Annotated in this window: 12 protein-coding genes; 2 read left to right on the forward strand and 10 right to left on the reverse strand. The window is 39.9% G+C overall.

Annotated elements, in window-relative coordinates; all coding sequences use genetic code 11:
• Position 1: 1 nt before the first annotated feature.
• The 5 genes from C7384_RS06765 to tgt form a co-directional block, all read right to left on the reverse strand.
• On the reverse strand, positions 2 to 1243 hold the full coding sequence (locus C7384_RS06765) for a glycosyltransferase family 4 protein (RefSeq protein ID WP_089939377.1): 1242 nt from the start codon (positions 1241 to 1243) through the stop codon (positions 2 to 4).
• Between the two features lie 119 nt (positions 1244 to 1362).
• The gene (locus C7384_RS06770; RefSeq protein ID WP_089939375.1) at positions 1363 to 3144 is read right to left on the reverse strand and encodes an ABC transporter ATP-binding protein; all 1782 of its coding nucleotides are present in this window, start codon (positions 3142 to 3144) and stop codon (positions 1363 to 1365) included.
• Between the two features lie 2 nt (positions 3145 to 3146).
• Positions 3147 to 4862, reverse strand: a complete 1716-nt coding sequence (locus C7384_RS06775; RefSeq protein ID WP_089939373.1) for an ABC transporter ATP-binding protein — start codon at positions 4860 to 4862, stop codon at positions 3147 to 3149.
• A gap of 126 nt (positions 4863 to 4988) precedes the next feature.
• Positions 4989 to 5360, reverse strand: a complete 372-nt coding sequence (gene yajC / locus C7384_RS06780) for a preprotein translocase subunit YajC (protein WP_089939372.1) — start codon at positions 5358 to 5360, stop codon at positions 4989 to 4991.
• A gap of 46 nt (positions 5361 to 5406) precedes the next feature.
• Positions 5407 to 6624 (reverse strand): tRNA guanosine(34) transglycosylase Tgt, encoded by a 1218-nt coding sequence (gene tgt, locus C7384_RS06785; protein ID WP_089939370.1) that lies wholly within the window; start codon positions 6622 to 6624, stop codon positions 5407 to 5409.
• Between the two features lie 133 nt (positions 6625 to 6757).
• Between tgt and C7384_RS06790 the strand changes: the two genes are divergently transcribed.
• Positions 6758 to 7252, forward strand: a complete 495-nt coding sequence (locus C7384_RS06790) for an NUDIX domain-containing protein (protein WP_089939368.1) — start codon at positions 6758 to 6760, stop codon at positions 7250 to 7252.
• A gap of 296 nt (positions 7253 to 7548) precedes the next feature.
• On the opposite strand, the gene C7384_RS06795 is transcribed toward C7384_RS06790, so the two are convergent.
• Positions 7549 to 8064, reverse strand: a complete 516-nt coding sequence (locus C7384_RS06795) for a GNAT family N-acetyltransferase (protein ID WP_089939366.1) — start codon at positions 8062 to 8064, stop codon at positions 7549 to 7551.
• Between the two features lie 111 nt (positions 8065 to 8175).
• Positions 8176 to 8946 carry a (S)-acetoin forming diacetyl reductase gene (locus tag C7384_RS06800; protein WP_089939364.1) on the reverse strand — a complete coding sequence of 257 codons (771 nt, stop codon included), beginning with the start codon at positions 8944 to 8946 and terminating at the stop codon, positions 8176 to 8178.
• Between the two features lie 245 nt (positions 8947 to 9191).
• On the opposite strand from C7384_RS06800, the gene C7384_RS06805 reads away from it, so the two are divergent.
• Positions 9192 to 9884 carry a helix-turn-helix domain-containing protein gene (locus C7384_RS06805; protein WP_089939363.1) on the forward strand — a complete coding sequence of 231 codons (693 nt, stop codon included), beginning with the start codon at positions 9192 to 9194 and terminating at the stop codon, positions 9882 to 9884.
• Between the two features lie 658 nt (positions 9885 to 10542).
• Here the strand turns inward: C7384_RS06805 and mscL are convergent.
• The 3 genes from mscL to C7384_RS06815 form a co-directional block, all read right to left on the reverse strand.
• Positions 10543 to 10926 (reverse strand): large conductance mechanosensitive channel protein MscL, encoded by a 384-nt coding sequence (mscL, locus tag C7384_RS06810; RefSeq protein ID WP_089939361.1) that lies wholly within the window; start codon positions 10924 to 10926, stop codon positions 10543 to 10545.
• An 85-nt stretch (positions 10927 to 11011) separates the two neighbouring features.
• A complete protein-coding gene (locus C7384_RS08155; RefSeq protein ID WP_165806796.1) occupies positions 11012 to 11173 on the reverse strand; it encodes a hypothetical protein in 162 nt (53 codons plus the stop codon).
• A 370-nt stretch (positions 11174 to 11543) separates the two neighbouring features.
• Entirely contained in the window at positions 11544 to 12671 is a 1128-nt protein-coding gene (locus tag C7384_RS06815) for a tyrosine-type recombinase/integrase (RefSeq protein WP_089939359.1), read from the reverse strand.
• Positions 12672 to 12874: the final 203 nt, after the last annotated feature.

Raw genomic sequence — 12874 nt, forward strand, 5'->3', positions numbered from 1 at the left:
GTTAGTTTCTCCGGAAGGGATTGCGCAAAATTCGCTTAATGTAGCCAATCTCTTCGTCATTCAAATATTCTTCTTTATCTTCATCAGAAGTTTGCGTTGAGCGATAATTTTCCAACACTTCTTGATAAAAGTTAACGACCCGGGTAGCAAAGGTATTCGCATCGACGTTATACATTTTTTCTTTACGAATTTGACTATCAGCAGCTGTTTGAGGATTGTTTAAGTAAAATTCAATTCCTTGTAAAAACTCATCATAGTCATCAACTAAAGTCCCAATCGCCGGACTATCCACCAAATTATCTAAGTAAGGTGAATGAATGGCTACAAAGGGACGATCAGCCGCCATGGCCTCAATAAAGGTCAAGCCTTGGGTCTCAGAATCAGAAGAGCTGACAAAAACATTGGCCATCCGGTAGTAATCATAAACTTCATCATGCCCTACCATACCGGCAAAGGTAATGTGATCTTGCAAATCTAAATCATCGACCTGTTCTTCTAAAGTTTTACGGGCTGGTCCATCGCCAGCAATCACTAACTGGGCATCTGGATAAGACTGCAATAGCTCAGAAAAAGCCGAAATTGTCATGGTAATATTTTTTTCAGGTGCTAATCGTCCCAATGACAATACCACTGGCTGTTCGGGCGTAAACCCGTATTTGGCACGCAAATCGACCTGATCCTCTTTCACGTCTGGTAAGGCAACCCCAGTCGGAATAACTGGAATTGGAATATCAGTCACGCCATAACGAATCAAAGTATCCCGGACTAATTGCGAAGGCGCAACCACCCCAGACATTCCCTTCAAATAGGCCTTTACCAAAGGACCAACCCCACTAGGCTTTAGCAACATGCCCCGGGCAAAGTAATTCGTGTAATCTTCATACATCGTATGATACGTATGTACCACTGGTATTTTCAATCGACGAGCAACAAATTTACCCATCAAACCCAAAGAAAATTCTGTTTGTGTATGAATAATATCTAGGTTTAATTCTTTACCAATTTCAACAGTTTGAATCAAACCTCGAAAGGTAACACGACGGTCTTTATAACCGAAGTATGGCATACTAGAAAAGCGATACACATGCGTTTCATCCGCATCCTTAGCAATTTTAGGGTCAGTAGCGGTAAAAATATATACCTCATGACCTTGCGCCTCTAAGGCATCTTTTAGTGTTTGAATGGAAGTGACAACCCCACTTACCTGTGGTAGATAGGTGTCGGTAAATATTCCTATTTTCATAATTAACCCCAATATTTGAATCAGATTAAGTGACGGCAGTAATGCTAGTATATCATTATTAAAAAACCATTCCAATGTAAAAAGCGCTTCCGTCAATACGACTGGAGCGCTTTTTAGTCTTATTCAAAGACCATCTGATTATGATACAAATCGGCATAAAAACCATGTTCAGCCAATAATTGATCATGGGTTCCCTGCTCAATAACCCGGCCATCTTTTAAGACCACAATTTTATCAGCACCTAGAATTGTTTTTAAACGGTGGGCAATCACAAAACTAGTCCTGCCGGCAATCACATTATTCATCGCTTCTTGAATTTTTGTTTCCGTCACAGTATCCACATTGGAAGTGGCTTCATCCAAAATTAAGAAATCGGGATTGGTTAGAATTGTCCGCGCAATCGATAATAATTGCTTTTGTCCCGTTGAGAAAACCGAGTTTTCATCACTAACCCGCGTCTGATAACCCTCTGGTAGGGACATAATAAATTCATGAATATTAGCCTGCTTAGCGGCCGCAATCATTTCTTCGTCAGTCGCACTTGGCTTACCAAATTTAATATTTTCGGCAATCGAACGACTAAAAATCACTGATTCTTGTAAAACAATGCCAACCTGATCTCTGAGAGATTTTAAATCAACCTCACGAATATCGGTCCCATCAAAGGTTATCTGCCCGCTATTAACATCATAAAAGCGATTTAACAAGTTCATCACTGTCGTTTTACCAGAACCAGTTGGCCCAACTAAAGCCACCATCTGGCCCTTTTGAACATCAATTGATACATCGTGCAAGATTTCTTGTTGAGCATTGTAACCAAAACGAACTTGATCTAACTGTACGCTATTTTTTAAAGACGGCAAAACCGTACCACGGGCTTGATCAACTTCTTCCGGTTCAGCTTTTACCTTAGTTAAACGACCCGCACCAGTAATGGCCAACTGTAACATATTATAGATTGAAGTCAATTGGCTAATGGGCTGATAGTACTGTTGGGAATAATTAACGAAAACAACCACTAAGCCTAAGCCAGCCGCTTTATTCATGCCACTATGCAAGACTAACCAGGAACCAAAGAAAATGACAATCGCCAAGTTTAGTAAAGATAAGCCTTGCATCAAAGGCATGAGCATTCCGGAATAAACCTGACCTTTATAGGTCTCTTCTTTAACTTTTTCATTAAATGGATCAAAATTACGAATTGATTCTTGTTGCAGGCCTTCGGTAATGATAATTTTCTCACCGTTAACCTGCTCGTTAATGTAGCCATTCATCCGACTAATTGCTTGCTGTTGATGGGTAATGTGATAACGAGCCCGGCGAATGATAACTAAAGCCACTAAAATCGCTACCGGTGTCAATGCCATGGTTACCCAGGCCATGGTGGCACTTTGTTCAAACATCATCCAGATGACACCTAAGAACAACAGCCCCTGAGAAACCACCTGAAAAATCGCCTGATTCATGGCATTAAAAATATTATCTAAGTCCGAAGTAAATAATGAAAGAATTTTACCGTCTTGATGCGTGTCAAAATAACGAATCGTCATTTTTTGCAACTTAGAAAAAAGACTGACGCGCATTTCCCCAGTTGACTTAGCACTAATCCGACTGGTAATTAACCCCGAGGCCACCAAACCGATTTCCGTTAAACCATAAAAGAAGACCATGGCCCACAGAGCATTATAAAAGCTATTCATACTAGCCTGATGATGCGTCATTGGGTTCAAATACTCACCCAAATAGGTCGCCAAAGCGGTAATGGCCTGGCCGAGATACACCGGTGCTTTGATTTGGGCATAAGTTCCCACCAAAACCGCAATGATAGCAAATAATAGGCCTCGCCAATAGCGTTTTAAATAATTATAAAAATAGGCAACTGCTTGCGTAAATTCACGCATTGTTAGTCCTCCTTTGCCTTTTGAGTTTCATAAATTTCACGGTAAATTGGTGAGGAATTTAGTAGTTCATGATGATTACCAACGGCCACTAGTTGACCTTGATCTAAGACTAAAATTCGATCAGCATGAATAACCGAACTAATTTTTTCGGCAATAATTAGCGTTGTAGTCCCCTGTAAATCACGATTTAAAGCTTCTTGTACTAATTTTTCACTGCGGGCATCCAGAGCAGAAGTTGAATCATCTAAGATTAAGACCTTGGGTTTGCCAATCACCCCTCGAGCAATTGACAAACGTTGCTTTTGCCCACCTGAAAAATTGGAAGAGCGTTCATCAACTTCATGATTAAAACCATCTTCATAACGATCGATAAATTCAGCCGCTTGAGCAATCGTGGCCGCCCGTTTCATATCATCGGTATTAGCTTGCGGATTACCATGCCGCAGATTATCGGCAATTGACCCCGAGAATAGAATCGCTTTTTGTAACACCAAGGATACGGCTTGCCGTAAGGAACGCTCATTAACCTGTTTTAAATCAATATTACCAACCGCTACCTCTCCTTGTGTCGGGTCATATAAACGAGGTATCAACTGCGCCAAAGTCGTTTTACCGGAACCAGTCGCACCGACAATTCCGACCATTTCACCGGCCTTGATATCAAAAGAAATATCCTTTAAGGCCGGTTGGTCATCACCCGGGTAAGTAAAACTTACATGTTTAAAACTAACATCCCCAGTTAGCATTTCTTCCGGTGCCTTAGCGTCATAGACAATATCAGGTTCAGTCGACAAAACCGCTTGAATTCGCCCTAAAGAAACAAAACCACGTGAAGCAAAAGTTGAAACCATCCCACCAATCATAATGGCAAACAAAATTTGCATTACATAGGAAATAAAGGGCGTAATCGCCGCTAAATTATCTGGGTGGCCCACAATATCCTGTCCGACTAACAACAAGGCTGTTCCAATCGCCAAATACGAAATCACCATAAAAATTGGAAACAAGAAGTTAAATAGATAGCCAATTTTAATATTGACATCTACTAAGTCATCGGTATTATTTGAAAAACGTTCAATTTCACTGGCTTCTTGGTTAAATGACTTGACTACTCGAACCCCTTGTAGATTTTCTTTGGCCAAGGTATTATTCAAATCAATTAAATTTTGTATTTTAAAGAAATATTTCCCCATCTGCTTAAAGATTCCCTGCGAGGATAGTAAGATAGCAGCAATCATTAAGACCACAATCCACCACAAACTAGGAATGGTGACAATGGCCAAAATCACCGCACCCACAAATAAGATGGGAATCCGCAACAAAGATTGCAATAGGGTCATAATTAGCTGTTGTACCTGATTGACATCATTAGTCATCCGGACCACTAAGTTTCCGGCCGAAAAAGTTTCAATATTACCAAAAGAAAAAGTTTGGATTTTACGATATTGTTCCGCCCGAATGTCAGCCGCAATTGACTGAGACACCTTAGCGGCCAGAACGGTATTAAGGACGCCGGCAACAATGCCAATTACCGCCAATCCCACCAATTGAATTCCATATTCGATCACTTGATTTTGATTATCAGCAATAATCGCTGAAATCATTTTTTGAAGTAGGTGCGGCTGCCAAAGTGAAGCTGCCGCCATAATCATTACTGCTAAGACAGTAAAAAATATTTCAAGGCGATACTTTTTAGCATGCCCAAGTAGAATTTGCATAATAATCCCCTTCCAGCGAACTGGAATTATTTTCCAGTCAGAGTAGCCATAATCTTAACACAATCAAACTTAACCCGCTCAACTTTACTAAAAAAGAGGCCAAAGGCCTCTTTAAACAATCAATCATTACTTTTCAGATTCAGTCTGAGTCGCAGTGCTTTGTGAATCAGTGGTTGATTCGCTGACTTCCTTAGGAGCAGTTGAATCATCAGTAGCCGCTGCTGGTGCAGCTTGAGTGGTTTCAACAGCCTTAACCGTGCGAATAGCTGTCAAATCAAAAGTTAAAATCACACCCTCGGCGTTTAAATCAACCGTTTGCTTTTCAGTATCAACACTTTCAACTACGGCATGCATCCCACCGATAGTCACCACGTGAGCCCCGCTCTTCAAGTTATTCTTCATTTCTTCTTGACGAGCCCGTTGCTTCTTTTGATTCCGTGACATGAAAAACAACATGGCAATAATCAAAACTAGGGGCAAAATTAAACTAGTTGACATAAATAAAACACTTCCTTATTTTTCTTAACAACAATTATAACAAACTTTAGAATAGACGGGCATTTGGTTTATTGTAACCATACTCTTCCATCACTTGTTCACGGAATTCTAATAATTCATCATTTTCAATTGCCCGTCGCATATCTTCCATAAACTGCAATAAGAAGCGCAAATTGTGGGCCGAAGCAATCTGAGCGCCCAATAATTCATGGGCATTAAATAAATGATGTAGATAGGACCGTGTTAAAGTCTGGAAAGGATTGTAACCCGGAATATCATACTGGGCTAAATTGCCAAATTGATTGGTACGGATGGCATTATCAGAGTAGTAGGATAAATCAGCATCAATTGGCGTAAAGTCATTTTTATACTTAGAATTGCGAATCACTACCCGACCATGGCGGGTCATTAAGGTCCCTTTACGGCCAATTCGAGTTGGTAGGACACAATCAAACATATCAATTCCACGCATAACACTATCAATCAAAGAGTCCGGTGCGGCCACGCCCATCAAGTAACGCGGTTTATCTTCTGGTAAAAGTGGCATAGTAAAATCAAGCACTCGGTTCATTTCCGTCTTAGATTCTCCGACTGAAAGACCCCCAACGGCATACCCAGGTAAATCCATTTTAACTAATTCTTGCGCTGATTCAGTTCGTAAAGCCCGAAAGCCAGCCCCCTGTACAATCCCAAACAAGGCCTGACTATCCGTTTTTTTATGGTACTGCTGAGCCCGGTCCGCCCAACGCAAGGATCGCTGCATCGATTCCTTCACATAATCATAGGGTTCAAAATATGGAATGGCTTCATCTAATTGCATCATCACATCCGAACCTAGATTATTTTGGATTCGCATGGCCACTTCAGGCGACAAGAACATTCGATCCCCATTCACGTGGTTTTGGAAGGTAACCCCTTCTTCTTTTAATTTACGAGCATCCGACAAGGAGAATACTTGAAAACCACCCGAATCAGTCAAAATTGCCTGATCCCAACCCATATATTTGTGCAATCCGCCGGCTTCAGCGATTAATTCATCTCCTGGTCGCACCCAGAGATGATAAGTATTACTCAAAATAAATTGAGAACCAATTTCTTTTAAGGTCCGGGCATCAACACCCTTAACTGCCCCCTGGGTCCCGACTGGCATAAACATTGGCGTTTCAAAAACACCATGAGGTGTATGAATCCGGCCACGACGAGCACCCGTGTGCTTTTCAGTATGTAAATGCTCATACCAAACCGCTGGTTTTTGATTTGTCATAGTAACTCCATATTTTCTGTTTAAAACACTCTTAGTAGTATAACATGCTCCTAAATACCTACGATTAACGTTCCCATACCCGTCCCTAATTTTGATAAGATGAAAGAAAAATAATAGACAGAGGCATTAATTCATGGAAGAAAATTATATCGCCCGGATGCGGGCCAAAGTTGGGCATGAAGGCATGATTTTTGTATCAGCTTTTGGGGTTCTTTGGAATCCAGAGCACACTGCTATCTTACTAGAAAAACGTTGGGATTCCGATCACGGTTGGGGCTTTCCTGGCGGTTACCTAGAATATGGCGATTCGCCCATGCAGGCCGTCGTACGTGAGTTTAAAGAAGAAACCAATTTGGACGTCGAAGTTGTCCGAATGTTAGGATTATCCACTAATATTACTGAAAAAAATTCCTGGGGAGATGCCCAGGAAACCATCGGGATTGGTTTTGAAGTCCGCCAAGTTGGTGGTTCTTTACAAAAAGATGGCACTGAAACCTTAGATTTACAATTCGTACCGGTAAATCCGGAGCCAGTTATGTTTGTCCCGCAAGCCCAAGCAACCCTACACCGGATCTTAACCGAGAGTGAACACTCTGAACGCCCTTGGTTACGCGAAAATGGACAATAAAAAAGCACCCAGAGTTGGGTGCTTATCGCCATTGGACTTACATTATAACTACGATAATAAGTAGAATTTTGGAGTGTTGTAAATCTTTGTTACTGTCCTGATAAAAAACAGTCCTGTAGTCAAAAGCCAATCTAATGCTCCGTAGACCCGTAATACAATACGAGTTGGTAAAAAAATTGTATCATGTTTTATTGGCCTATTCTAAATCTGCTACTAAAAATAAAAAAACTGCAATCAAAATGTAACAATTGTTATCGTATTTTCACCTAATTGCGCGCACTTAGTGGATGTGGGTTTTAAACAAGTTCCCGTCGTACTAGAATATCGCGTTGAATTTCTTCTCCAAAGGTAAAATCATGTTCACTAAATGCATGAAAATTCATTTTTTCATAGAAACGAATTGCCTTGGCGTTATGTTCCCAGACACCTAACCAAACATAGTCTTTATTTAGCTGTTTCCCTTGTTCAATAGCATTGTTGATTAGTTGACTGCCCAACCCCAAGCGTTTGTATTCCTTTTTGATATACAAACGCTGAATTTCTAGTCCGTTTTCCTGTTGAAATTCAGACTGCGCCTGTCCAACATTCACTTTCATATAGCCAGCTAAATGCCCTTTATGATAAAGAAACTGGAATTGACTCTCTGGATTAGCAAGTTCTTGGGCTATTTGATCTACGTTATAATTTTCTTGAAAATACTGGGCTAAATTAGCCTGATTATCTGCAGTACCAAAAGTATCCGCAAAGGTTTCCATGCCAATTTTTTGTAGGGTGAGGATATCGTCGAGTTCTACCTTGACTAATTCGTTCATGTACTTGTCTCCTTGTTCCACTTATTACTGCGTATTGTAGCCTATTTTAACAAAAAAACTTTCAATCCAACTAAATGGACTGAAAGTTTTTTATTAACTAATTATTAAGGATTAATGGAACTGCATACCACCATCAACTTCAAGGGTTTGACCAGTAATATAATCTGAATCTGGTCCAGCCAAGAAAGCAACTGCGTTCGCCACATCACTAGCCTGAGACAAACGACCCAAAGCGATATCTTTAGCGAAGCTTTGCATACCCCAAGCATCATCTTTACCAGCATTAGCACCAACTTGGTGAGCAATATCACGCATCATTGGCGTATCAACAATACCGGGTGCATAAGCATTGACCGTAATATCCTCGGCTGCCAAGTCACGGGCAGCAACCTGAGTCACCCCACGTACAGCAAACTTAGTACCACTGTACAAGGCCAAATTAGGGTTACCAACTACCCCCGCTTGTGAAGTAGCATTGATAATCTTACCGCCATGACCAAACTTTTTAAACATCTCATGAGCAGCTTGGATACCCCACAAAACACCGCCAACATTGACATGGTAAACCAAGTCAAATTGTTTTGGAGTAATCGTATCAATTGGTGTCGTAGGGCCTAAACCGGCGTTGCTAACCAATACATTGAAATCACCGAAAGCATCAGCGGTCTGTTGCACTGCCGCAAAAACACTATCCCGATCAGATACATCAACTTGCACGGCGGTCGCTTGACCACCATTGTCATTAATAGACTGGGCTACGCCTTGAGCTGTTTCTAAATTCAAATCAGCTACTGCAACAGCAAAGCCATCATCGGATAAACGCCTAACAATCGCCTCTCCGATACCTTGTCCACCACCAGTAACCATCGCAACTTTCTTCATTACGTTATCCTCCTAACTTTTTCCACCTTGATGATAACGCTTCCATTTCTTTTTTTCAAGAATTACATCCCAATTATTTTCTTTTTGATTTGTCCCAATTATTTCTAATAATCTCATGCTAAATACGTCGGTAGTTATTTATTTGCAAGTACTTTTACTGGGGTTTTATTCATAATTTATCCATTTTTGGTATATGATTTTGTTGCACCTCTAAACTAAGATTCGTAACACGGCAGGACAGCAACATGGTATCTACAAACAAAAATTTTGGCAATACAATCCGAAATATTCGCCTGGCAAAGGGCTTTTCGATTCGACAAGTCGCTTTACAGGCAGGCATGGCTAATTCATACATATCACAACTTGAAAATGCTAAGCGCAACATCCCCAAACCCGAAACGCTATATAAATTAGCCCATGGTTTACGGGTTTCAAACGAGGAAATGCTTAGTGCCGCAGGCATCATTCAACCCCATTTATTAACCACTTCCGAAATTTCAATGCCTAAAAGCAATGATTTCTTACCAGTTTATCGACAAATATCCAGCGGTTATCCTCAAGGAGCCCAAGAAGATATCGACGGTCGTATTCGGGTTAATGATGATTTATTGACCAAGTATGGTTTAGAAAATCTCTTAGCTTTTCGAGTACGAACCGATGGCATGAATCGCATTATTCCTAAAGGAGCGATTGCTATTTTAGCTAAAGTCACTCCCTCTAAAATAATGAATGGCGATATTGAAGCCGTCATTATCGGAATTGAAGCGGCCACACTCCGGCATGTCTATAGTTATCCCGACCGAATTCGGCTCGAATCTGACACCTGGTTATCCGATAGTTTTAAAACCCTAGAGTATCGTTATCACGACTTTGAGAAAAACAGCTCACCGATTAAAATTATCGGCAAGCTGGTCCAAGTTATTATTAATTTTGAATAATTTCCAATAGCAGTGGGCATTCACTGGTCATCCATTTATCTATTTCGTCACTAGAATTAATGCTACTAGTGATACAAGTCCCACTACATATAGGCTTTCACTGGTCTGTTATATCTCTCAACATAAACCCAATAGCTCTTTCAACTTTATGACCAGTGCTGTAAGTCCTAGCATCATTAGGCCACCAACGGTATACATCAACTCCTCTTTTCACCGATGTCTATGCTCAGATAGACCGTTGGTATAAGTCCTAATTTACATACCTGGGCGGATGACCAACTAATTAACACCATCAATGGGCATTCTGAAAGTACTTAGTGTTCCTACCAATCTGCACGCTATTTCAGATATAAGTCCCATTACATACGTGCTAGGGATCACGTTAAAAGCCAACTACGTGTATCTCTTGATATACAAATCCAATTCTAACTAACACGTCTCCGGACGCGTACATAGGGCTTTCACCAGCAAATACATTTCCTAAATGAGCATTGCTACTGTCATACATTTCAACTTTACTGATGATGTAAGTCCCCTACATATTCAAAAAGCTCGATTATTTTGATAAAAATCTCGAAACTTAGTTTGTCCAAATTCCGAGGTTCATATCATTTTCATCGAGCTTTTTTAAACTATTAATCCAAAATAGCCAACCAGCTTATTTTGAATTAGCAATAATGTCTCTAATTTCTTGTAAGACCAACAATTCTTGATTGGGCTTTGTAGTTTCTTCTTTAGGCTTAATCATGTATTTATTGATAATCTTAACCAACACGAAGACCACCAAGGCAGTAATCAAGAAGTTGATGAAATCATTTAAAAATGCGCCATAACTAAAGACGAGATTGTCAGTAACAACCAACTTCAAATTCGATAAACTCGATGCTTGGCCAGTAAAAACGCCGATCAAAGGGTTAATTAAATTAGTCGTTAATGACTTTACTAAGGCGACAAAGGCTGTACCGACAATTACACCAACGGCTAGGTCAAAAATATTTCCTTTGGTGATAAAGGTTTTAAACTCATTGAAAAAATTTTTCATGTTTATTCTCCGAAATTATCATCATTCCCGTAAAACAACAAAAAAGGTTTCGCTTTATGACAATTAAACCGAAACCTTTTTCATACTATTTCTTAGTAATTTGGTCTAGTTGTTCTTTGGCTTTTTCAGCAAAATTCTTAGCTGCATCTTTGGCATCAGTAGCCAATTCCTTGGCCTTCCCCTGGGCTTCTTTAGCCTTTCCTTCCAATTGATCCTTGGTAGCATCTAGCTTTTCTTCAAATGACATATGCAATTCTCCTTAGATTTATTACATTTAGTATACATGAAAATTTTCAATTGTATACTTTCATTTTCATATTTTTGAATTTAAATAGTATTTTCTATGAATAGTGGGGCGGAAATTAATTATATGATTGGTATTATTTTTATTTTTAAAAACGGTATTGTTGATTAAATAATTTGTAACACTCCGTTCTAAAAATTGATTTAGCTTGGGCCAATAAAACGGATATAAAGTCTGTCATATCAACGAATACAAAAAAAGAAAGGCTATCTACTGCTTTGTACAGTAGATAGCCTTTTATAGCCCCAGAGGGAGTATATATAATGCTGTTATATCAACGCTTACACGTTTATGGGAACTTTTACGGGGCGTTTTAGTCAATTAAACCGCTCAATAGTTCGGCTGTATTATCACTAGCTTGCCTCGTTATTTCACTATAAACATTCAAAGTGATTGAGGCGTCTGCATGACCCAGATAGGTTTGAACTTGTTTAATGGTTGCCCCTCGATCTAATGCCAAAGTTGCCCAGGTATGTCGTAACTTGTGCATTGATAGGCCACTAGCTACGCTATATCTTGCTGACACATCGTGTAGCCATTTATTCGGCCTTAGTACCTGCAAAGTCTTACCGTCGTGATTAAACACATAATCAGTCGGGCTATTATAAATGCTGGACTCAAACCATCTAGCTAGTATCCTCATCATCTCACTATCAATCTTGAGCGTTCTTTGACTAGTTCGCGACTTAGGCGCTTTGATATAAGTACCACCATTTAGGCCACGTCCTAGCGCCTGCTCGATATGAATATAGTTATGTTCAAAGTCAATGTGCTGCCATTGTAACGCTAGTAACTCCTCAGTTCTCATCCCCGTAAAGGCGGCTAATCTTAATAACGTATAGGCTTGCTGATTGATTTTAGAGTATTGACTATCTAACACCTCGATAAAGGCCTTAAACTCGTCAACATCCATAAACTTAGGCTTTAAATCTGATACCTTGCGTTGTTTAGGTAAATCAATCTGATCAAAAGGATTACTAGCCAGCATACCAAAGCGCACAGCCATATCTAACAACTTACGAAAATATCCCACTGCTTTACGGTAATAAATAATCTTACTTTGTAATGTGTTAACATATTGCTGTAAGGCTAAAGGCTTTACATCGTTGGCCAGTGTGTTGCCCCAAAAAGGTAGGATGTACAGCCTAAATATTCTTAACGTTTTGTTTAGGGTACTTTCTTCTACCGTGTACTGGTAAGTGTCCAGCCACATCTCATAGAGTTGTCTGATCGTGAGAACATCAGGTAGCTCTTTTTTGTTGTACTTACTTTGGCCAGCTTCAAACAGTACTTTTTCGTTGTTGAGCCAAGTTAAGGCACTGCGTTTACTGCTAAAACCTCGTTTCTTTGCTTTGGCTGGGGTATTGTCTGGCTGTCTACCTAGATAGCCTTGAATCTCCCAGACCTTACCTTTTTTCGTTTCAATCTCTCTTACATACATTGGTCTAGTTACCTTTTATAGCTTTCTAAGTCCTATCAGCTATGTACAGAATGCAGTAATTGGGGATGAAAAAAGGTGCTTTAATCACTATTAGCAACTAACAGTAACTAAAACACTTTTATTCTGCCCTATATCTGCCAATCTGTACAGTGTAACGGTGTTATTTTTGGTTTTTAGGGGTGTTTTTACACTTTATTTAGACA

This window comes from Convivina intestini, from assembly GCF_003096575.1.
Lineage (GTDB): Bacteria > Bacillota > Bacilli > Lactobacillales > Lactobacillaceae > Convivina > Convivina intestini.